General features: G+C 61.4%; 18 protein-coding genes. 3 read left to right on the top strand and 15 right to left on the bottom strand.

Annotation, left to right across the window (positions count from 1 at the left end; translation table 11 throughout):
• Window positions 1-43: 43 nt before the first annotated feature.
• From DM872_RS04905 to DM872_RS04840, 14 genes are all read right to left on the bottom strand, one after another.
• Window positions 44-721 carry a NuoB/complex I 20 kDa subunit family protein gene (locus tag DM872_RS04905; RefSeq protein WP_077524434.1) on the bottom strand — a complete coding sequence of 226 codons (678 nt, stop codon included), beginning with the start codon at window positions 719-721 and terminating at the stop codon, window positions 44-46.
• Between the two features lie 10 nt (window positions 722-731).
• Window positions 732-1,145 (bottom strand): NADH-quinone oxidoreductase subunit A, encoded by a 414-nt coding sequence (locus DM872_RS04900; RefSeq protein ID WP_077524433.1) that lies wholly within the window; start codon window positions 1,143-1,145, stop codon window positions 732-734.
• Window positions 1,146-1,635: 490 nt separating this feature from the next.
• Entirely contained in the window at window positions 1,636-3,630 is a 1,995-nt protein-coding gene (locus tag DM872_RS04895; RefSeq protein ID WP_179058398.1) for a PhoX family protein, read from the bottom strand.
• Between the two features lie 110 nt (window positions 3,631-3,740).
• Entirely contained in the window at window positions 3,741-4,340 is a 600-nt protein-coding gene (locus tag DM872_RS04890) for a murein L,D-transpeptidase catalytic domain-containing protein (RefSeq protein WP_179058397.1), read from the bottom strand.
• A gap of 224 nt (window positions 4,341-4,564) precedes the next feature.
• Complete coding sequence (locus DM872_RS04885) at window positions 4,565-6,160, bottom strand: isocitrate lyase (protein WP_120651293.1); 1,596 nt, start codon at window positions 6,158-6,160, stop codon at window positions 4,565-4,567.
• Between the two features lie 510 nt (window positions 6,161-6,670).
• Window positions 6,671-7,480: a secretin N-terminal domain-containing protein gene (locus tag DM872_RS04880; RefSeq protein WP_179058396.1), complete on the bottom strand. Its 810-nt coding sequence runs from the start codon at window positions 7,478-7,480 to the stop codon at window positions 6,671-6,673.
• Window positions 7,477-8,106: a DUF7931 domain-containing protein gene (locus tag DM872_RS04875; RefSeq protein ID WP_179058395.1), complete on the bottom strand. Its 630-nt coding sequence runs from the start codon at window positions 8,104-8,106 to the stop codon at window positions 7,477-7,479. Before DM872_RS04875 ends, DM872_RS04880 begins: the two co-directional genes overlap by 4 nt.
• Before the next feature lie 8 nt (window positions 8,107-8,114).
• Window positions 8,115-8,540 (bottom strand): GNAT family N-acetyltransferase, encoded by a 426-nt coding sequence (locus DM872_RS04870; RefSeq protein ID WP_028628738.1) that lies wholly within the window; start codon window positions 8,538-8,540, stop codon window positions 8,115-8,117.
• Window positions 8,533-9,699, bottom strand: a complete 1,167-nt coding sequence (locus DM872_RS04865) for a ribosomal protein uL16 3-hydroxylase (RefSeq protein WP_179058394.1) — start codon at window positions 9,697-9,699, stop codon at window positions 8,533-8,535. Before DM872_RS04865 ends, DM872_RS04870 begins: the two co-directional genes overlap by 8 nt.
• A gap of 60 nt (window positions 9,700-9,759) precedes the next feature.
• Window positions 9,760-11,130, bottom strand: coding sequence for an adenylosuccinate lyase (gene purB / locus DM872_RS04860; protein ID WP_153922512.1), 1,371 nt, complete (start codon window positions 11,128-11,130; stop codon window positions 9,760-9,762).
• A gap of 108 nt (window positions 11,131-11,238) precedes the next feature.
• Window positions 11,239-11,859 carry a high frequency lysogenization protein HflD gene (hflD, locus tag DM872_RS04855; RefSeq protein WP_179058393.1) on the bottom strand — a complete coding sequence of 207 codons (621 nt, stop codon included), beginning with the start codon at window positions 11,857-11,859 and terminating at the stop codon, window positions 11,239-11,241.
• Window positions 11,856-12,974 (bottom strand): tRNA 2-thiouridine(34) synthase MnmA, encoded by a 1,119-nt coding sequence (gene mnmA / locus DM872_RS04850; protein WP_179058392.1) that lies wholly within the window; start codon window positions 12,972-12,974, stop codon window positions 11,856-11,858. The genes hflD and mnmA overlap by 4 nt, the downstream gene beginning before the upstream one ends.
• 151 nt (window positions 12,975-13,125) lie before the next feature.
• Window positions 13,126-13,569 carry an NUDIX hydrolase gene (locus DM872_RS04845; protein ID WP_179058391.1) on the bottom strand — a complete coding sequence of 148 codons (444 nt, stop codon included), beginning with the start codon at window positions 13,567-13,569 and terminating at the stop codon, window positions 13,126-13,128.
• Between the two features lie 98 nt (window positions 13,570-13,667).
• Window positions 13,668-15,896, bottom strand: a complete 2,229-nt coding sequence (locus DM872_RS04840) for an NADP-dependent isocitrate dehydrogenase (RefSeq protein ID WP_179058390.1) — start codon at window positions 15,894-15,896, stop codon at window positions 13,668-13,670.
• A 356-nt stretch (window positions 15,897-16,252) separates the two neighbouring features.
• Between DM872_RS04840 and icd the strand changes: the two genes are divergently transcribed.
• Entirely contained in the window at window positions 16,253-17,509 is a 1,257-nt protein-coding gene (icd, locus tag DM872_RS04835; RefSeq protein WP_179058389.1) for an NADP-dependent isocitrate dehydrogenase, read from the top strand.
• Between the two features lie 67 nt (window positions 17,510-17,576).
• On the opposite strand, the gene cspD is transcribed toward icd, so the two are convergent.
• Window positions 17,577-17,840, bottom strand: coding sequence for a cold shock domain-containing protein CspD (cspD, locus tag DM872_RS04830; protein WP_179058388.1), 264 nt, complete (start codon window positions 17,838-17,840; stop codon window positions 17,577-17,579).
• A gap of 230 nt (window positions 17,841-18,070) precedes the next feature.
• Between cspD and clpS the strand changes: the two genes are divergently transcribed.
• A complete protein-coding gene (gene clpS, locus DM872_RS04825) occupies window positions 18,071-18,433 on the top strand; it encodes an ATP-dependent Clp protease adapter ClpS (protein WP_179058387.1) in 363 nt (120 codons plus the stop codon).
• Window positions 18,434-18,461: 28 nt separating this feature from the next.
• A complete protein-coding gene (clpA, locus tag DM872_RS04820) occupies window positions 18,462-20,732 on the top strand; it encodes an ATP-dependent Clp protease ATP-binding subunit ClpA (protein ID WP_179058386.1) in 2,271 nt (756 codons plus the stop codon).
• Window positions 20,733-20,763 lie beyond the last annotated feature (31 nt).

The raw sequence follows: 20,763 nt of genomic DNA, 5'->3' as shown, positions 1-20,763 counted from the left end.
CAACGTAAAGAATGAGCCTGGGGTCTTCCGGAGAAGAACAGGCTCAGACTTCGTCGGGGCTGCGCAGGTTGGTGACCTGAATACGCTGTTCGCGGCGCTTTTCTCGCTCGGAGGGCATATCGGCACGATAGACGCCTTGGTCCCCCACGACCCAGGATAGCGGGCGGCGCTCCTGGCCGATGGATTCCTGCAGCAGCATCAGGCCTTGCAGGAACGCCTCCGGACGGGGCGGGCAGCCGGGAATGTAGACGTCCACGGGCAGGAACTTGTCTACGCCCTGAACGACCGAGTAAATATCGTACATACCGCCGGAGTTCGCGCACGAACCCATGGAAATTACCCACTTCGGCTCCAGCATCTGCTCATAGAGGCGCTGGATGACCGGTGCCATCTTGATGAAGCAGGTGCCGGCGATGACCATGAAGTCGGCCTGGCGTGGTGATGCACGAATGACTTCCGCACCGAATCGCGCGATATCGTGCGGTGCGGTGAAGGCAGTGGTCATTTCCACGTAGCAGCAGGAGAGGCCGAAGTTATACGGCCACAGGGAGTTCTTGCGACCCCAGTTGACTGCTCCGTTGAGAACATCCTCGAGCTTGCCCAGGAAGATGTTCTTGTGCACCTGATCTTCTAGCAGCGGGTCGGAAACGGTCTCCCGTTCGCCGATCGGATACTGCTCGTAAGTGGCATCCGGATCGATCCGAGTAAGTTTGTATTGCATTGCCAAAGCCTCATTGTTTTAGCTTCGCCTGCCGCTTGCGACGACCTTCGGGAGCCCAATCGAGCGCCCCGATGCGCCAAAGGTAGACAAGACCTGCCAACAGAATTGCTATGAAAATGGTTGCTTCGATAAAACCGGCCCAACCGCTTTCACGGACAGAGACGGACCAAGCGAAGAGAAAGAGGGCTTCGACGTCGAAGATCACGAAGAGCATCGCGACCAGATAGAACTTTGCGGAGAGGCGGAGGCGGGCCGTGCCGGTGGGGAGCATGCCGGATTCGAAGGGGTCGTTCTTGCTACGACCGATGGCCTTGCTGCCCAGCAGGCTGGAGACACCGATCATGAAGGCACAGAGGCCGACGACACCCAACAGGAAAACAGCGAAACCCCAGTTGTGGGAGATGATGGCAGTAGCTTCCGACATGCCGGAACTCCTTAGTCAAGGAACGGCGTTCACTTGCGTTTAATAGGTTTAGTGCCGGGTTTCATTGAGACCCTGGCAATCGATTCGGACAATTTTATGCCCGACCGGGTGTGCAAGTAAATTTTTCACGTCAAAAAATTGCCCGCGCAGCCGGATTTCTGACCCTCTGCTCCTCTGCAGGCCACTACTCATCAGTGTTTCAGCGTTTTCTTAGGCCTTGGTCGGATTGCGGCCTTATGTCGCAGCGAGGGGTGCTCTAGGTGAGCAAATGATAGTCATTAGCGTTTGATTGGTGGTTAATTAATCACTACACGTGAGTTGCTCAGGAGAACTTGTAAATTGCCTCGGAAAATATGCTGTGAACGTTCCTAAGTTGCTCTTCCAGCTGTTTTCATAATTGCGACAATTCCATTTGTTTTTGTTCATATTGAATTGCGAAAGAGGAAAAAGAGGCCGGCCCAGATGAGCCGGCCGAAATCCTTGAGGGGATTCAGAGCAGTCGACGGCCGTCCTCGCGCTGGATGACCACGGTGGACGAGCGGGGGCGCTTGCCCGGGCCGTCCGGCCAGGCGCTGAGCAGGTTGGTCGCGGTGGAGCCTTCGCCCGGGTGCTGGATGTTGACGAACAGGGTGCGGAAATCCGGTGTTGCACTGATGCCGGTGACTTCGGCACCCAGCGGGCCTACCAGGAAACGCTTGAGTTCGCCGCTGCGCGGGTCGGCTACGAGCATCTGGTTGTTACCGAAGGGGCCGGCGCTGAGCTGGCTGCCGCTCATGTCGGTCTGGATCCACAAACGTCCCTCGTCGTCGAACCAGAGCCCGTCCGGGCTGGCCAGGATGTTCTGTGCGCCGAGCGGCTTGCCATCCGGGCCACGGCTGTCCGCCTCGGGGCCGGCGAGCAGGAAGATGTTCCAGTCGAAACGGCGTCCGGCATGGTCGCGACTGTCTTCGCGCCAGCGAATGATATGCCCGTAGGCGTTGGCCGGGCGCGGGTTGGCGGCGTCGGCCGCAGTACGGGCGGTGTTGTTGGTGAGGGTGAAGTAGACCTCGCCATTGTCCGGATTGACTGCGCCCCATTCCGGTCGGTCCATGCGGGTCGCGCCAACGGCGTCGGCAGCCAGGCGCGTGTTGATCAGCACTTCGCCCTGGTCGGCAAAGGTGACGCCCGCTGCCAGGCAGGCCTTGAGGAAGTTGCGGTCATTGATGTCCAGGGGCAGCCAGTCGCCGCTGCCGTCGGCATTGAAACGACCGACATACAGGGTGCCGTCGTCCAGCAGGCGGCCGTTGGCCTGGCCGGGGCGGTACTTGTCGCGGCTGACGTACTTGTAGATGTATTCGTTCTGCGAGTCGTCACCGGAGTAGCAGACTACTGGGCGACCGGGTTTCACCGGGGCGAAGATCAGGCCTTCGTGAGCGAAGCGGCCCAGGGCGGTGTGCTTCACCGGGGTGGAGTCCGGGTCGAAGGGATCGATCTCGACGATCCAGCCGAAGTGGTTCGGCTCATTGCGGTAGTCGCCCGTGGCGTCGGCGGTCTTGCGGGTCGCGTCGAAGCGTTCGAACTCGTCGCCCGGTAGGGTCTCCCAGCCGAAGCGGCTGCTGCTGCGCAGGCCATAGCGCTTGAGTTCGCGCGGCAGGTCGCTGTCACGGGTGGCGAAGTAGCCGGCCCAGTTCTCCTCGCAAGTCAGATAGGTGCCCCAGGGGGTGAAGCCGTTGGAGCAGTTGTTCTGGGTGCCGCGAGTGGCGGTGCCCTGCGGGCTGTGACGGGTTTTCAGCAAGGTGTGGCCGCGCGCCGGCCCGGTGATCTGCATCGGCGTGGCGGCGGTGACGCGGCGGTTGCGGCGGCTCGGCACCACTTCCCATTCGCCATTTATATTGCGACGGATCTCAACCACGGAAACGCCGTGGGCATTGATCTCCTTGCGAACCTCGTCGGCAATGGTGCGCTTGCCGTCGACAACGGTCGGGCCATTGGGGTGCAGCAGCGGGGCGTCTATGTACTCGTGGTTGAGAACCAGCAGGCCGTGGTCGGAACGCTTACCCGGACCGCGACGGGCGTCGATGGGGAAGAAGTGCATGCCGTCATGGTGCATGCCGATCTGCTCGGCCTGATCCTGTGCGCTGTTGCTGGCATCCTCTGCGAAGGCCGGGTAGCGGCCCGTGATTGGCGTGCCCCACGGAATGAACGGTGTGGCCTTGTAGCCCGGCGGCACGCTGATGGTGTCGGCGCGGCCGGTGGGGATGGCATCGAAGGGCAGGCGCGAGCGCGGCTTGAAGGGGAAGCCCTTTGCCTGCGAGTCGGCGGCCATCGCATCACCTGGAATAGCTGCGCCAAGGAAGGCCAGGGCGCTCGCGGCGGCGCCACCGATCAGCACCTGGCGGCGATTGAGGCCACCGATCAGGTCGTTGATGTGCGGGTTGTTGGAGGTGTTGCTGGGTAGTTCGTCGCCGCTACCAAAGAGCACGGCGTTGTCGTTGTGTTCGTTCAAGGCGGGTCTCCACGCAGGCGAATCGACGGAGATCTGACGCTAATTGTCGAAGGCGACGGAACGATTACAGCGAGATGGAAATACTGTTGCGCGGGATTTGGCGCACGCTTTCAGTTGCGCGCCATGGTCCGCTCTTTCTGCTGGATGGCGAAGATCAGCGCGCCACCTGCGAGTTGTTGGATTACTCGATCGCGATCGGCGCTGGACAGGACCAGGCAGCCGAAGCTCCGCCCCGGTACGCCGTGCTGGCGAATGAAGTCTTCTTCCATGTAAGCGTTGGCATGGATGACGATGGCCCGCTCTTCAGCATTGCTGTTGCTTGGCGAAAGTCCCATCAGGCGCATCGAGCGACCGTGACCGGGCTCCGCACTGTCGAATACCTGGGCTGTGCGGAACAGGCCGAGGGAAGTGGCGCGGCTGCCTGGGTCGTTGGAGAAGTAGTCGGCATTGCCGTCATGGTCCATGTCCGAGCCTTTGCCGTGGGCGACCCGGAAACTGCCGAGCAGTGCATGACTGCGGCTGTCGAAAAGGTAGAAGCGTGGCAGCGTGGAGGAGCGGCCGTAGTCGACTACCGCGAAGCGCGGGTGCTGGCTGCTTTTCAATTCATCGAGAATGTCGCCCAGGGAGGGCTGGGAGATCAGCGTCTCCAGGTCGCCTGCGTGCAGGGCGGGGGAGAGCAGTAGCAGGATCAGTAAGAGGGCTCTCGGCACGGCCAGTTCTCCGAGGGGGGGTATGCCGATTCTATGCGGCCCGGGCGATGAGGCAAATTCTCGGTGATCGGATCGCTGATCCCGGGTCCTTCCGTTTGATTTTCTGGCCGATACATACGGCTGAAGTTCACATTGCTGCAGCAAAGAAAAACCCCGGTGCAAGCACCGGGGTTCTTTGACTCGCCATGTCCGGTCGATGCGTGGTCGACCGGTGGCAGTTCTTCTTAGTGGAACTGGTTCATGGTGTTGTCTTTACCGCTCGCTTTCAGAGCCGCTTCGCCAGCGAAGTACTCTTTGTGGTTGTCGCCGATGTCGGAGCCAGCCATGTTCTGGTGCTTGACGCAGGCGATGCCCTGACGCAGTTCCTGACGCTGAACACCCTTCACGTAGGCCAGCATGCCCTGGTCGGCGAAGTAACCTTTGGCCAGGTTGTCGGTGGACAGGGCCGCGGTGTGGTAGGTCGGCAGGGTGATCAGGTGGTGGAAGATGCCGGCGTGGGCCGAACCGTCGCGCTGGAAGGTGCGGATCTTCTCGTCTGCAACCTGGGCCAGCTCGGTCTCGTCGTACTCGACGCTCATCAGCTTGGCGCGGTCGTAGGCGGAAACATCTTTGCCTTCAGCAACGAATGCATCGAACACTTGCTGACGGAAGTTCAGGGTCCAGTTGAAGGACGGGCTGTTGTTGTAAACCAGCTTGGCGTTCGGGATGACCTGACGGATGCGGTCAACCATGCCTTTGATCTGGCCAACATGGGGCTTCTCGGTTTCGATCCACAGCAGGTCGGCGCCGTTCTGCAGCGAGGTGATGCAGTCCAGGACGCAGCGATCTTCGCCGGTGCCCTTGCGGAACTGGAACAGGTTGCTCGGCAGACGCTTCGGACGCAGCAGTTTGCCGCCGCGGTTGATCACCACGTCGCCGTTCTGCAGGTCGGATGCGTTGATTTCGTCGCAGTCCAGGAAGGAGTTGTACTGGTCGCCCAGGTCGCCCGGTTGCTTGGTCACGGCGATCTGCTTGGTCAGGCCGGCACCCAAGGAGTCGGTACGGGCAACGATCACACCATCGTCAACGCCCAGCTCGAGGAAGGCGTAGCGAACGGCGTTGATCTTGGCGAGGAAGTCTTCGTGCGGAACGGTCACTTTGCCGTCCTGGTGGCCGCACTGCTTCTCGTCGGAAACCTGGTTCTCGATCTGGATGCAGCAAGCACCCGCTTCGATCATTTTCTTAGCCAGCAGGTAGGTGGCTTCCGGGTTACCGAAACCAGCGTCGATGTCTGCAATGATCGGTACTACGTGAGTTTCGTAGCCGTCGATCTGAGCCTGGATTTCGTCCTGCTTGACCTTGTCGCCGGCGGCGCGGGCGGCGTCCAGCGCGGTGAACAGCAGGTCCAGTTCGCGGGCGTCAGCCTGGCGCAGGAAGGTGTAGAGCTCTTCGATCAGGCCGGAAACGGCAGTCTTCTCGTGCATGGACTGGTCGGGCAGCGGGCCGAAATCGGAACGCAGCGCGGCAACCATCCAGCCGGACAGGTAGAGGTAGCGCTTGTTGGTGGTCTTCAGGTGCTTCTTGATGGAGATCAGCTTCTGCTGACCGATGAAGCCGTGCCAGCAGCCCAGGGACTGGGTGTAGACGGAAGCGTCGGCATCGTACTCGGCCATGTCCTTGCGCATGATGGCCGCGGTGTACTTGGCGATATCCAGACCGGTCTTGAAGCGGTTCTGGGCGCGCATACGGGCAACCGACTCGGGGTTGATAGCGCTCCAGCTGTTACCGTTCGCTTCTTTCAGAGCGGCAATGGCCTTGATGTCGTTTTGATAAGCGGACATGGTCAATCCTTCAAAGTGTGTATGTGGTTGAGCACCGACTTTCCCACTCAAAAACCTGCGTTCTGAAGGTTATTGCGGGTTGCTCACCGCAGCGCGTCGAAGGGCCGACTGGAGGGAGGTGTAACTGGAGGCGGGGTGACTGACTGCAGACGCTCGCGAAATCGATGGGTGGTTTTGCGCTCTTCGATCACTTGCCGGTTCGTGGAAACCGTTGGGCGATCTGCCGGGCACTGCCTTCGATCCTGCGATTGTTGCGGGTGCTTCCCCGTCCCTCAGGACAACCTCGTTCCAGTCGCAACCTCGTCGCACTGCCTTATGGGCTGTTACAACACGGGGCGGCTCGGCTGGTTGGCTGGAGCGCGACCCGGAGGCCCTTTTCAGAGCCCCTGGCTAGCGGGAGCGAGGCCATCTTGCTCTTTCAAACAAGTGTTCGTCAATCGTTTTGTAGTGTTTTTTTTGGACTACTACATAAGACCTTCGGATGAGACCGGGTGGTCTGAAAAGAGGCTGTCAGTCGACTGCGTCGACCTTGAGGCGCAGGGTCATGTCTTCACGTCCCTGGGTGGTGCGGTGGCGCAGGAAGCCGCTCTGGTCGGACTGACTGTCCTCGTTCACGGCGCCGATGGTGATCCATTCACCAAGGCGTCCGCTGACCTTGGTGTCGGTGCTCTGCACGTCGATCACGCCGGGCTGGCTGCTGTTCAGGCGATCCCGGTTGCTGCTGATGCTGACGTGCACCAGCTCGCCGGTGAGGGTGGCGGTGACGTAGAAGCCGCGGGTTACGTTGCGGTATTCGGTGTTGCTGTAGACCTCGCCGTAGGGGCCGCTGCTGGTGGTGGTGAGGGGTACGCTCTGGCCCACCTGGATCAGCGCCGGGTAGCCCTCGGTGGTCTGCACTTGCTGTACGCCCGCGCCACGGCTGTCGGTACTGCGGCGAATGATGCGCACCTGGTCACGTCCATGGACTTCGCCGCGCCCTGCCTGGACATCGACGCCGCCAACACTGGCCGAGCCGTTGACCGCATAGCCACGGTCGCTCTGGAAGTTGCTGTCGCTGGTGTCGACGCTGATCAGCAGGCGGCGGGGGCGGGTGTCGAGTTGGTCGAGCAGGTTGCGCAGTTCGTTGATCTTCGCCGGTTCGGCGTTGACGATCAGTTGGTTGCCATAAGCGCTGACGCGTCCTTCATTGCCCAGCACCGACTGCACCATCGGCAGCAGCTCATCCGCCGTGCGATAGCGCAACTGGATGAGCTCCGTCGCCGCCTGCAGTGGCAGACAGATGAGCAGCAGGAGTGCAGCGAGCAGGGCGCGTGGGGTCATATCAGGAAGCTCCGCAAATCGGCATCGGTAATGCTCAGGTCCCAGGCCTGGTCGAAGCGGGTCTGCTGCAGCCGGGTCCTTCCGGGGTCGTTGTAGAGGGCGTAGCCGGCGTACTGTTCGGGCTCGGGGCGAACGAGGAGTCCGCGGTCATCGGCTATCAGGTACGCCAGGTCCTCCGAAGGGTGGTCGGGGTTGATCCGGCGAATCTGGAAGTTGCTGGAAATGCGCCGACTGAGGCTGAGCAGGCGATGGCCTTCTTTCACTGCGCGGCTCAAGTCGCGCACGAGAATGCGCACCTGGCATTTCGGATAGCTGACCAGGAGGCGGGTGCAGGCCTGCTGGATAGCGCTGTTGTGATAAAGCCAGGGCTCCAGGTCCGGGGTGTAGAGGCAGAGCCGGCGGTGCGCCTGTTGCATGAGTGCAAGGGCGTGGGCGCGGGCGTCGTCCGGAGTGCTGAAACGCTCGAGGCGATCATGACTGCCGAGGCTGAACGGGGCGGGTTCCCATTCGGGCGCCTCGGCTTGCAGCGAAGAGGGGTTGTGAACGCTGAAACGCCCCGGCGACTGGAACTCAATGGCCGGTAATTCGACGTCGTTCTCAGTACTTTCCGGGGTGTTTTCGTTCATCTCGGCCTCTACTGGCTTTCGCGCACCATGTCCACGTGGGGGATGCCAGCTTCGAGGAACTCGCTGCTGACGATCTTGAAGCCGTGACGCTCATAGAACGCGGTGGCATGGACCTGGGCGGACAGCATCTGGCGCTTCAGGCCGCGACGTTCGGCTTCGGCGATAGCGGCCTGCAGCAGGCGATCGCCAACCTTCAGTCCGCGCCAGTCCTTGAGCACCGAAACACGGCCGATGTGGCCATCAGGAAGCAGGCGGGCGGTGCCGATAGCATAGTCCCGCTCGAAGGCGAGAAAGTGCACGGCGTCCGCATCTTCGGTATCCCATTCCAGTTCCGGTGCGACGGACTGTTCGGCGATGAATACAGCCTCACGGATACGGCGCAGGTCGGCATTGTCCTTCTGCCAGTCGGCAACGCGGACGTGTATCTCACTCATCGGCAAACTCCAGACTTCCTTGCTTGACCAGTTCGAGGAGAAGCTTACGCCCCTCGTCATCGGCCAGCCATTGGCCGAGATTCTCCAGATGCAACGCTTCGGCGGCGCAGATGAGCTTCAGCAGTTCGCGCAAGCTGGCTGGCAGCAGGCGGCTCTGGCCGCTGGCAAACAGCACCAGGCCGACGTCGACTTCGGACCAGGCCAGGCGCGCACTGGGGTTGCGGATCAGTACCGCGCCATCCTCGATCGCGCCGAGGAAATCCTCTTCTTCCACTTCGGCGCCAGCCACCAGTTCCGGGTAGCGCGGTTCGGTCATGAACTGGCCGAACCAGGTGAGCAGCAGACGTTCGTCGCTCATGTGCTCGTTGAGCAGCGATTTCAGGCGATCGAGTGCGTCGCGCTGGATCTCGTGCGGATCGCTGGTGGGGGCCGTGCCTGCGTCGCTGTAGCGCTCTTCGTCCGGCATGAACTGGGCGAGGAAGTCGGTGAAGTGGGTCAGCACTTCGGCCGCGCTTGGGGCGCGGAAGCCGACGGAGTAGGTCATGCAGTCGTCTTCGGCGATGCCGAAATGCGCCAGGCGTGGCGGCAGGTAGAGCATGTCGCCGGGCTCCAGGACCCATTCTTCACTCTGCTGGAAGTCGGCGAGGATGCGCAGGTCTGCGTGGGGTAGCAGGGCGCTTTCGGCATCGCACATCTGGCCGAGCTTCCAGTGGCGGCGGCCGTGGCCCTGCAGCAGGAACACGTCGTAGTTGTCGAAGTGCGGGCCTACACCGCCGCCGGGCGCGGCATAGCTGATCATCACATCATCGATGCGCCAGCTCGGCAGGAAGCGGAAGTGTTCCAGCAATTCGGCAACTTCCGGAACGAACTGGTCGACCGCCTGGACCAGCAGGGTCCAGTCGCGCTCGGGCAAGTTCTGATAAGTGTCTTCGGCGAAAGGGCCGCGACGCAGTTCCCAGGGGCGCTCGCCATGTTCGAGTACCAGGCGCGACTCCACTTCCTCTTCCAGGGAAAGGCCGGCGAGCTCGTCGGGGGAGATGGGGCTTTCGAATCCGGGAATCGCCTGACGGATCAGGAGCGGCTTCTGTTGCCAGTAATCGCGCAGGAATTCGCGCGCGGTAAGTCCGCCCAAAAGTTGAAGAGGAGTATCAGGATTCATGTCTAAGCCTTTGAAATAAAAACGCCCGGCACAGCCGGGCGTGCACTGGTTCAAAACCAATCAGATGCGCTTGGCCTGAGCTACAGCGTTACCGATGTAGCTGGCGGGAGTCATTTTGCGCAGTTCAGCCTTGGCCTCGGCCGGAATATCCAGGCCATCGATGAAAGTCTGCAGCGCTTCCGGGCTGATGCCCTTGCCGCGAGTCAGTTCCTTGAGCTTCTCGTACGGATTTTCGATCGCGTAGCGGCGCATCACGGTCTGGATCGGCTCGGCGAGGACTTCCCAGCAGGCGTCCAGGTCTTCAGCAATACGTTGAGCATTCAGCTCCAACTTGCTGATTCCCTTGAGGGTCGCCTCGTAGGCGATGACGCTGTGAGCGAAGCCGACACCGAGGTTGCGCAGCACGGTGGAGTCAGTCAGGTCGCGCTGCCAGCGGGAGATTGGCAGTTTGCTGGCCAGGTGCTGGAGCAGGGCGTTGGCGATGCCCAGGTTGCCTTCGGAGTTTTCGAAGTCGATCGGGTTGACCTTGTGCGGCATGGTCGAAGAGCCGATCTCGCCAGCGATGGTCTTCTGCTTGAAGTAGCCGAGCGAAATGTAGCCCCAGACGTCGCGGTCGAAGTCGATGAGGATGGTGTTGAAGCGGGCGACTGCATCGAACAGCTCGGCGATGTAGTCGTGCGGCTCGATCTGGGTGGTGTAGGGGTTGAAGGTCAGCCCCAGGTCACCTTCGATGAACTCGCGGGCGTTGGCTTCCCAGTCGACGTCCGGATAGGCGGACAGGTGGGCGTTGTAGTTGCCCACGGCGCCGTTGATCTTGCCCAGCAGCGGTACGGCGGCTACCTGGGCAATCTGACGCTCCAGGCGGTACACGACGTTAGCCATTTCCTTGCCGAGGGTGGTCGGCGAGGCCGGCTGGCCATGGGTGCGGGAGAGCATCGGCACGTCGGCGAAGCGCACGGCCAGATCGCGGATGGCGTTGGCCAGTTGGCGCATCAGTGGCAGCACGACCTGGTCGCGGCCTTCGCGCAGCATCAGGGCGTGGGACAGGTTGTTGATGTCCTCACTGGTGCAGGCGAAGTGGATGAATTCGCTGACCTTGGCCAGTTCGGGAAGCTTGGCTGCCTGCTCCTTGAGCAGGTATTCCACAGCTTTCACGTCGTGGTTGGTGGTGCGCTCGATTTCCTTGATGCGCTCGGCGTGCTCCAGCTGGAAGTCTTCAGCCAGCTTGTCGAGCAGGGCGTTGGCTTCAGCGGAGAAGGGCGCGACTTCCGGGATACCGGCGTGGGCGGCGAGGCGCTGCAGCCAGCGGACCTCTACCTGGACGCGAAAACGGATCAGGCCGTATTCGCTGAAAATCGGGCGCAGGGCGCTGGTTTTGCCGGCATAGCGGCCATCGACGGGGGAAACCGCGGTGAGCGAGGAAAGCTGCATGAGTGCGTTCTCGGACAATCGGTCAACGAAAAGGGGCGCACATCATACATGGTTTTAGTCCAACTCGGTGCTCGAGCGCCATGGTCGACGACACATGGCGCAGGCGAGTCAGCCGCGCAGGAGCGGGTACAGCTCGTTGAGCAGCTTGCGACGGCTGAACAGGAGCTGCCAGCGATTGCCGCCCAGCTGGCGCCAGAGGCGCGCGGCGCGGATGCCGGTGAGCAGCAGGGCGCGGATTTTCGCGGCGTTGCTGGATTGCTGCAGGTGGCGCATGTCGCCATGCACCTGGATGCGCTGGCGGAAGGTGCTCAGCGTGTCCTGGTACAAGCTGGCGCAAGCGGCGATGACGTTATCGTGCACCAGGCCGAAGTGCTGTACCTGCTGCTGGATCTGGTCCAGGCGAGTGCCGATCACTTCGAGCATATCGCCGCGTTTCGCCAGCTGGCGCTCCAGGGTCAGAAGGGCCAGGGCGTAACGCAGCGGCTCGCGCTGCAGGCTGGCGGGCTCGCGCTCGAGGGCACTGACCAGGGCCTTGTAGCCGTCGCGCAGGTTGAGGTCGTCGCCGCCGTAGACGTCCAGCGTGTCTTTCGGGTCCCGGACCAGCAGGCTGCCGAGCATGCAGCCGAGCGGTGGTTCGCTGATCTGGCCGGTCTTGGCGATGCGGTCCACCAGCGCGGCCGCTTCGAAGACGGCGCCAAGGGCGACCAATTGCTCACGGGTCTGGTTCATGGGCGTTTCACTCCGGCATCCGAAGGCTCGGCGCTTTCGATCACGCCGCCGCCGAGACAGATTTCACCGTCGTAGAAGACCACGGATTGTCCCGGGGTGACGGCCCGCTGGGCTTCGTCGAACACCGCAACGTAACCGTCGGCAGTTGCTTCCAGGGTGCAGGGCTGGTCGCTCTGGCGATAGCGCACCTTGGCCTTGAGTTGACGCGGCTGGCTGAGGTCGATGGGGTTTACCCAGTAGATTTCCGACACGTTCAGCGAGCGGGAGTAAAGCCAGGGGTTCTCGTTGCCTTGGCCGACGATCAGTACGTTGCGCGACAGGTCTTTCGCGAGGACGTACCAGGGCTCATCGCTCGCGTCTTTCATGCCGCCGATGCCCAGGCCCTGGCGCTGGCCGATGGTGTGGTACATCAGGCCGTGGTGGCGGCCGATGACGTCGCCTTCGGTGGTTTCGATGTCGCCGGGTTGTGCGGGCAGGTACTGCTTGAGGAAATCGGTGAAGCGGCGCTCGCCGATGAAGCAGATACCGGTGGAGTCCTTCTTGCGCGCGGTGGCCAGGCCGTATTTTTCGGCGATGGCGCGCACTTCGGGCTTCTCCAGTTCGCCCACGGGGAACAGGGTGCGGGCGATCTGTTCGCCGCCAACCGCGTGGAGGAAGTAGCTCTGGTCCTTGTTCGGGTCCAGGCCTTTGAGCAGCTCGGTGCGTCCGTCGATGTCACGGCGGCGTACGTAGTGGCCGGTGGCGATCAGGTCGGCGCCCAGGGAGAGGGCGTAGTCGAGGAAGGCTTTGAACTTGATCTCGCGGTTACAGAGGATGTCCGGGTTGGGCGTGCGGCCGGCCTTGTATTCCTCAAGGAAGTGCTCGAACACATGGTCCCAATACTCCGCGGCGAAGTTGGCCGTATGCAGCTTGATGCCAATGCGGTCGCAGACGGCCTGGGCATCGGCCAGGTCTACCTTGGCGGTGCAGTACTCGGTGCCATCGTCTTCGTCCCAGTTCTTCATGAACAGGCCTTCAACCTGATAGCCCTGTTCGAGCAGGAGGAGGGCGGAAACCGAGGAGTCGACGCCGCCGGACATGCCGACTATGACGCGGGTATTGGCTGGATCACGCATGGGAATCTGCACTGGCTATTACGCAAAAGCGGAATTCTATCAGAACCGGTTCATGATCAGATGGGCGGGCCTGTCTTTCGTAGGAGCGAGCTCTGCTCGCGATGGCGCGGGCGATAGAGCTTCGCGAGCAGAGCTCGCTCCTACAAGGGTTTCATTGCGCGCGGATGAGGCTCAGGGGGAAACGCTCGCCGTCCAAGTAGTCGTCGATGCAGCGCAGGACCAGGTGGCTGCGCCAGCGGTCTTTTTCGGCCAAGAGCTCGTCGCGGGTCAGCCAGCGCGGGCCGATGATGCCGTCGTCCAGCTGCTGGTCCGGATGGTGGCGCAGCGGCTTGGCGGCGAAGCAGACGCGCTGGTAGGTCACGCCGTTGCTGGGGGCGGTGTAGAGGTAGATACCTGTCACTGCGGTCAGCTCGACCTCCCAGCCGGTTTCTTCGAAGGTTTCGCGCAGCGCAGCTTCAAGGAGGGTCTCGTTGGCTTCCAGGTGGCCGGCGGGCTGGTTGAACACGGCGCGGCCATCGGCTTCTTCCTCCACCAGAAGGAAGCGGCCCTGGTCCTCGACAATGGTGGCGACGGTGATGTGAGGTTGCCAGGTCATCGGCAAGGCTCCGGAAAAGGGGGCGACATCATAAGTCGCCTGTGGCGAAAAAAAGAAACCCCGGGCAATGCCCGGGGTTTCCTGTGTCGCCCTGTGGCTTAAGCCAGCAGGCCGTCGATCGCAGCGTTGAAGGTGCTGCTGGGACGCATCACCTGGCTGGTCAGCTCGGGGTTCGAACGGTAGTAGCCGCCGATTTCCACAGCCTTGCCCTGGGCGCCGTTCAGTTCGGCGACGATGGTCGCTTCCTGCTCGGTCAGAGCCTTCGCCAGCGGGGCGAAGTGGGCTTTCAGTTCGCTGTCTTCGTCCTGGGCGGCCAGGGACTGGGCCCAGTACATCGCCAGGTAGAAGTGGCTGCCGCGGTTGTCGATCTCGCCAACCTTGCGCGATGGCGACTTGTTGTTGTCCAGCAGTTTGCCGGTGGCCTCGTCCAGTGCCTTGCCAAGCAGCTTGGCCTTGGCATTGCCGGTCTTGATCCCGGTTTCTTCCAGGGAGACCGCCAGGGCCAGGAACTCGCCGAGGGAATCCCAGCGCAGGTAGTTCTCTTCCACCAGCTGCTGTACGTGCTTCGGAGCCGAACCGCCAGCACCGGTCTCGTACATGCCGCCGCCCGCCATCAGCGGAACGATGGACAGCATCTTGGCCGAGGTACCCAGTTCCATGATCGGGAACAGGTCGGTCAGGTAATCGCGCAGTACGTTGCCGGTCACCGAAATGGTGTCCTGGCCACGCAGTTGACGCTCCATGCTGGTACGGATGGCTTCGTTGTAGCCCTTGATGCTGATGTCCAGTCCGGTCAGGTCGTGATCCTGCAGGTACAGCTCGACCTTCTTGCGCAGTTCGCGATCGTGGGCGCGCTCCGGGTCCAGCCAGAAGATGGCCGGGGTGTTGGACTGGCGAGCACGAGTCACGGCCAGCTTGACCCAGTCACGGATCGGGGCGTCCTTGGTCTGGCAGGCGCGCCAGATGTCGCCGGCTTCCACTTGGTGCTGCATCAGCACGGTGCCATCGGCGGCCACGACGCGCATGGTGCCGTCAGCGGTCATCTCGAAGGTCTTGTCGTGGGAACCGTATTCTTCCGCTTTCTGTGCCATCAGGCCGACGTTCGGCACGGTGCCCATGGTGGTCGGGTCGAAGGCGCCGTTGGTTTTGCAGAAGTTGATCATTTCCTGGTAGATGCGAGCGTAGGTGCTCTCAGGCATGACCGCCTTGGTGTCTTTCTGCTTGCCATCCTTGCCCCACATCTGGCCGGAGTTGCGGATCATCGCCGGCATGGAGGCGTCGACGATCACGTCACTCGGGATGTGCAGGTTGGTGATGCCCTTCACGGAGTCGACCATCGCCATTTCCGGACGGTGGCTGTACACCTCGTGGATGTCGTGGAGGATTTCTTCCTGTTGGGAAGCCGGCAGCACCTTGATCTTGTCGTAGACGCTGCTGATGCCGTTGTTCGGGTTGACGCCCAGTTCCTTGAACAGCTCGCCGTATTTGTCGAACACGTCCTTGTAGTAAACGCTGACGGCGTGGCCGAACACGATCGGGTGGGAGACCTTCATCATGGTCGCCTTGACGTGCAGGGACCACATGACGCCGCTTTCCTTGCAGTCCTGCAGGGTCTGCTCGAAGAAGGTGCGCAGTTTCTTGCAGCTCATGAACATGCTGTCGAGAACTTCGCCGTCCTGCAGGGGGAGCTGCTTCTTGACTTCGACTTTGCCGTCCTTGCCGACGAACTCGATGCGCACGTCACCGGCCTTGGCCATGGTGATGGACTGTTCGCTGGAGAAGAAGTCGCCGCCACGCATGTAATCGGCGTGGGAGCGGGAGGCCATGCTCCATTTGCCCATGGAGTGCGGGTGCTTGCGGGCATAGGCCTTGACGGCGGCGGGGGCGCGGCGGTCGGAGTTGCCTTCGCGCAGGACCGGGTTCACGGCGCTACCCAGTACCTTGGCGTAGCGGGCGCGGGTGTCTTTTTCGTCGTCGGTCTGCGGATCTTCCGGGAAGTCCGGGATGCCGTAGCCCAGTGCCTGCAGTTCGGCGATGGCGCCCTTGAGCTGCGGCACCGAGGCGCTGATGTTCGGAAGTTTTACGATGTTGGCGTCCGGCGAGGTGGCCAGGACTGCCAGGTAGGCCAGATCGTCTTCGATGCGCTTGTCGGCGGGGAGCTTGTCAGCGAAGGAGGCCAGGATACGGCCTGAAAGAGAGATGTCGCGGGTCTCGACGTCGATGCCAGCCGAGGCGGCGAAGGCTTTGACGATGGGGAGGAGCGAGTAGGTGGCGAGCGCAGGGGCTTCGTCGGTGAAGGTGTACGTAATCTTCGGACGGTTGGACATTAACGTTTAACTCTCTTCTTTTCTGGGCGCGCACAGAGTCTCGAAGCGCATTGGTAGGCACATTCGCTCAATGTCGAAGTTGAGCTGTGTCGAGATTTGCCGCGGGGGTAATGAAGCGCCAGTAGAGCGTTGTACGGCTTTGCCATGGTGGTGGTTCGGCCGCTGCGAGGACAGTGAGTCTGGTCCCAGACTGCTCGACCCCGATGACTGTCAAGTCACGGCGCGCAGTATATCACTCCTTTAGGCGGGCTGACGCGAGGGGGTGTTTCGACTAAGGAAGATATGGTCGATGACCGGCCAACTGGAGTAGGCTCACGAGCTGCAAGAGCGTTCTCAACCACAATACGGAGCTCAGCATGGGATACCAAAAGATCCAGGTGCCGGCAGTCGGTGACAAAATCACCGTCAATGCAGATATGTCCCTGAATGTACCGAATAACCCGATCATCCCGTTCATCGAGGGTGACGGCATCGGCGTTGATATCAGCCCTGTCATGATCAAAGTGGTGGATGCCGCGGTGGCCAAGGCCTACAGCGGTGCCCGCAAGATATCGTGGATGGAAGTCTATGCCGGTGAGAAGGCCACCCAGGTCTACGACCAGGACACCTGGCTGCCGAAAGAAACCCTGGAAGCCGTTCGCGATTACGTCGTTTCCATCAAGGGGCCGCTGACCACGCCTGTCGGTGGTGGCATCCGCTCGCTCAACGTGGCCCTGCGCCAGGAGCTGGACCTCTACGTTTGCCAGCGCCCGGTTCGCTGGTTCGAGGGCGTTCCGAGCCCGGTGAAGAAGCCCGGCGACGTTGACATGGTGATCTTCCGCGAGAACTCCGAAGACATCTATGCAGGCGTCGAATGGAAAGCCGGCAGCCCCGAGGCCGAGAAGGTCATCAAATTCCTCACCGAGGAAATGGGCGTCAAGAAGATCCGCTTCACCGAGAACTGCGGCATCGGCATCAAGCCGGTTTCCCAGGATGGTACCAAGCGCCTGGTGCGCAAGGCCCTGCAATATGCCGTGGACAATGATCGCAGCTCCGTGACCATTGTTCACAAGGGCAACATCATGAAGTTCACCGAGGGTGCCTTCAAGGAGTGGGGCTACGAAGTCGCTCGCGATGAGTTCGGTGCCGAACTGCTGGATGGCGGCCCGTGGATGCAGTTCAAGAATCCGCGCACCGGCAAGAATGTCGTGGTTAAGGATGTGATCGCCGACGCCATGTTGCAGCAGATCCTCCTGCGTCCGGCCGAGTACGACGTCATCGCCACCCTGAACCTGAACGGTGACTACCTGTCGGACGCGCTGGCTGCCGAAGTAGGTGGTATCGGTATTGCCCCCGGTGCCAACCTGTCCGACACCGTTGCCATGTTCGAAGCCACCCACGGCACCGCACCGAAGTACGCGGGTCAGGACAAGGTCAACCCGGGCTCGGTCATCCTTTCCGCAGAGATGATGCTGCGCCACATGGGCTGGACCGAAGCGGCCGACCTGATCATCGATGGCACCAACGGAGCCATTGCGGCGAAGACCGTTACCTACGACTTCGAGCGTCTTATGGATGGCGCCAAGCTGCTGTCCTGCTCCGAGTTCGGCGACGCGATCATCGCTCACATGTGAGGCTGAAGGCGGAAACAAAAAGGCCGGTCATCTGACCGGCCTTTTTTTGCCCAAATATTTCGAGGGCTCAAACTTCTACCGTGCTGCCCTGGGGTTGGCTGATTGCGGCAGGCGCTTCGGTGGTGGCCGTGACCGGACGAATATTCACGGCATGCAGGCCTTTCGGCCCCTGGATGATATCGAAGCTTACCGGCTGTCCAGCCTTTAGCGTCTTGTAGCCGTCCATCTGGATGGCCGAATAGTGGGCGAACAGGTCCTCATCTCGGCCTTCGGCGAGGATGAATCCATAGCCTTTGGCGTTGTTGAACCACTTGACCTTACCGCTAAGCATGCTGATATCCCTCTGCAAAGGACTCCATCACTGGAGTATCATCCACTTCGACTCCACGCCCTTAGGGCCGCCTTGGCCACGCACGTGGAACCCCTGATACCCGAAGACGGGTATCCACTGGTTGTAACACCGTTTTGCCGTTAGTCAAGGCGTTCCCGGCATCGCCTGAGAAACGGATCAAAGTCTTTCCAGCGGCCGTTTTTCACTCACCTATGACCTTTAATTCCAGCATGCATGCAAGCAGCCAGATTCGACTAACATTCAATCAGGACAGTCCGCAGCATTATGAGGACGACTCCACGGGCCTGGCAGTGCAGGAAGCCAAGCCAGCCCTGCAGGCGCCACCTATGTATAAGGTGGTCATGTTTAACGATGACTACACCCCAATGGATTTCGTGGTCGAGGTGCTCGAAACGTTCTTCGGTATGAACCGGGAACTCGCCACCAAGATCATGCTGACCGTGCATACGGAAGGTCGGGCGGTTTGCGGCTTGTTCACGCGTGACATAGCCGAAACCAAGGCCATGCAGGTCAATCAATATGCGAGAGAGAGCCAGCATCCGCTGCTCTGTGAGATCGAGAAGGACGGTTAATGCCGCCCCTTGGGTATGAGGTGAAGCCATGTTGAACCGCGAGCTCGAAGTCACCCTCAATCTTGCCTTCAAGGAGGCCCGCGCCAAGCGCCATGAATTCATGACGGTCGAGCACCTGTTGCTCGCCCTGCTGGATAACGAAGCTGCCGCAACGGTGTTGCGTGCATGCGGCGCGAATATGGACAAGTTGCGGCACGACCTGCAGGAGTTCATTGATTCCACCACTCCGCTGATTCCCCAGCACGACGAGGATCGTGAAACCCAGCCGACGCTCGGTTTCCAGCGTGTTCTGCAGCGCGCGGTGTTCCACGTACAGAGTTCCGGCAAGCGCGAAGTCACCGGCGCCAACGTGCTGGTTGCGATCTTCAGCGAGCAGGAGAGCCAGGCTGTGTTCCTGCTGAAACAGCAGAGCGTGGCCCGTATCGATGTCGTCAACTACATCGCCCACGGTATTTCCAAGGTGCCGGGACACGGCGAGCAGCACGACCACGAGCAGGAAATGCAAGACGAGGAGGGCGGTGAGGCCGCTGCTTCCGGACATCCTCTCGATGCCTACGCCAGTAACCTGAACGAACTGGCACGGATGGGGCGGATCGACCCGTTGGTGGGGCGTGAGAACGAAGTCGAGCGCGTCGCCCAGATCCTGGCGCGTCGTCGCAAGAACAATCCGTTGCTGGTGGGGGAGGCAGGTGTCGGCAAGACTGCGATCGCCGAGGGCCTGGCGAAGCGTATCGTCGACAACCAGGTGCCCGACCTGCTGGCTGATAGCGTGGTCTATTCCCTTGATCTGGGTGCGCTACTGGCGGGCACCAAATATCGCGGTGACTTCGAGAAGCGCTTCAAGGCGCTCCTCAATGAGCTGCGCAAGCGCCCCCACGCCATCCTCTTCATTGACGAGATCCATACCATCATCGGCGCCGGTGCGGCGTCCGGCGGCGTAATGGATGCGTCGAACCTGCTCAAGCCGCTGCTTTCCTCGGGTGAGATCCGTTGCATCGGTTCCACCACCTTCCAGGAATTCCGCGGCATCTTCGAGAAGGATCGGGCCTTGGCGCGGCGGTTCCAGAAGGTCGATGTCACCGAGCCTTCCGTCGAAGACACCGTGGGCATCCTCAGGGGGCTCAAGGCGCGCTTCGAACAGCATCACCATATCGAGTACAGCGACGAGGCGCTGCGTGCCGCTGCTGAGCTGGCGGCGCGCTACATCAATGATCGGCACATGCCTGACAAGGCGATCGACGTGATCGATGAAGCGGGTGCGTACCAGCGCCTGCAGCCGGAAGAAAAGCGTGCCAAGCGAATCGAAGTGGCGCAGGTCGAGGATATCGTTGCCAAGATCGCGCGGATTCCTCCTAAACACGTCACCAGTTCCGACAAAGAGCTGCTGCGTAACCTGGAGCGTGACCTGAAGCTGACCGTGTTCGGTCAGGACGCGGCAATCGACTCCCTGTCCACCGCGATCAAGTTGTCCCGCGCTGGTCTGAAGTCCCCGGACAAGCCTGTTGGCTCTTTCCTGTTTGCCGGTCCCACCGGGGTAGGCAAGACCGAGGTTGCTCGTCAGTTGGCCAAGGCAATGGGTATCGAGCTGCTTCGCTTCGACATGTCCGAGTACATGGAGCGGCACACCGTTTCGCGTCTGATCGGTGCGCCTCCGGGCTACGTTGGTTTCGATCAGGGTGGCCTCCTGACCGAGGCGATCACCAAGATGCCGCACTGCGTGCTGCTGCTGGACGAGATCGAGAAGGCTCACCCGGAAGTCTTCAACCTGCTGCTGCAGGTGATGGATCACGGCACCCTGACGGACAACAACGGTCGCAAGGCGGATTTCCGCAACGTGATCCTGATCATGACCACCAACGCCGGCGCCGAAACCGCTGCACGGGCGTCCATCGGCTTCACTCTGCAGGATCACTCCTCGGACGCGATGGAAGTCATTCGCAAGAGCTTCACGCCGGAGTTCCGCAACCGCCTGGACACCATCATCCAGTTCGGCCGCCTGAGCCACGAAGTCATCAAGAATGTCGTGGACAAGTTCCTCACCGAACTGCAGGCGCAGCTGGAGGACAAGCGTGTGCAGCTGGTGGTCAGCGATGAGGCGCGTGGCTGGCTGGCAGAGCGGGGCTACGATGCCCAGATGGGCGCGCGTCCGATGGCGCGGCTGATCCAGGACAAGATCAAGCGGCCGTTGGCCGAGGAGATCCTGTTTGGCGAACTGGCCGAGCACGGCGGCGTGGTCCACGTCGACGTCAAGGATGAGGAGCTCAGCTTCGAGTTCGAGACCACAGCAGAGATGGCCTGACGGCCATCCACAAAAAAGCCCGGCAATTGCC

The organism is Pseudomonas taiwanensis (assembly GCF_013393345.1).
In the GTDB taxonomy this organism is placed as follows: domain Bacteria; phylum Pseudomonadota; class Gammaproteobacteria; order Pseudomonadales; family Pseudomonadaceae; genus Metapseudomonas; species Metapseudomonas resinovorans_C.
This window is presented reverse-complemented; position numbering and strand designations above follow the sequence as displayed.

Excerpts from the sequence above, each read along its gene's own strand:
- DM872_RS04875 (WP_179058395.1), bottom strand. The coding sequence starts at position 8,106 with ATGAACGAAAACACCCCGGAAAGTACTGAGAACGACGTCGAATTACCG.
- clpA (WP_179058386.1), top strand. The coding sequence starts at position 18,462 with ATGTTGAACCGCGAGCTCGAAGTCACCCTCAATCTTGCCTTCAAGGAG.
- DM872_RS04845 (WP_179058391.1), bottom strand. The coding sequence starts at position 13,569 with ATGACCTGGCAACCTCACATCACCGTCGCCACCATTGTCGAGGACCAG.
- DM872_RS04885 (WP_120651293.1), bottom strand. The coding sequence starts at position 6,160 with ATGTCCGCTTATCAAAACGACATCAAGGCCATTGCCGCTCTGAAAGAA.
- icd (WP_179058389.1), top strand. The coding sequence starts at position 16,253 with ATGGGATACCAAAAGATCCAGGTGCCGGCAGTCGGTGACAAAATCACC.
- DM872_RS04865 (WP_179058394.1), bottom strand. The coding sequence starts at position 9,699 with ATGAATCCTGATACTCCTCTTCAACTTTTGGGCGGACTTACCGCGCGC.
- DM872_RS04905 (WP_077524434.1), bottom strand. The coding sequence starts at position 721 with ATGCAATACAAACTTACTCGGATCGATCCGGATGCCACTTACGAGCAG.
- hflD (WP_179058393.1), bottom strand. The coding sequence starts at position 11,859 with ATGAACCAGACCCGTGAGCAATTGGTCGCCCTTGGCGCCGTCTTCGAA.
- cspD (WP_179058388.1), bottom strand. The coding sequence starts at position 17,840 with ATGCTTAGCGGTAAGGTCAAGTGGTTCAACAACGCCAAAGGCTATGGA.
- purB (WP_153922512.1), bottom strand. The coding sequence starts at position 11,130 with ATGCAGCTTTCCTCGCTCACCGCGGTTTCCCCCGTCGATGGCCGCTAT.
- mnmA (WP_179058392.1), bottom strand. The coding sequence starts at position 12,974 with ATGCGTGATCCAGCCAATACCCGCGTCATAGTCGGCATGTCCGGCGGC.
- DM872_RS04870 (WP_028628738.1), bottom strand. The coding sequence starts at position 8,540 with ATGAGTGAGATACACGTCCGCGTTGCCGACTGGCAGAAGGACAATGCC.
- DM872_RS04880 (WP_179058396.1), bottom strand. The coding sequence starts at position 7,480 with ATGACCCCACGCGCCCTGCTCGCTGCACTCCTGCTGCTCATCTGTCTG.
- DM872_RS04840 (WP_179058390.1), bottom strand. The coding sequence starts at position 15,896 with ATGTCCAACCGTCCGAAGATTACGTACACCTTCACCGACGAAGCCCCT.
- DM872_RS04900 (WP_077524433.1), bottom strand. The coding sequence starts at position 1,145 with ATGTCGGAAGCTACTGCCATCATCTCCCACAACTGGGGTTTCGCTGTT.
- clpS (WP_179058387.1), top strand. The coding sequence starts at position 18,071 with ATGCATGCAAGCAGCCAGATTCGACTAACATTCAATCAGGACAGTCCG.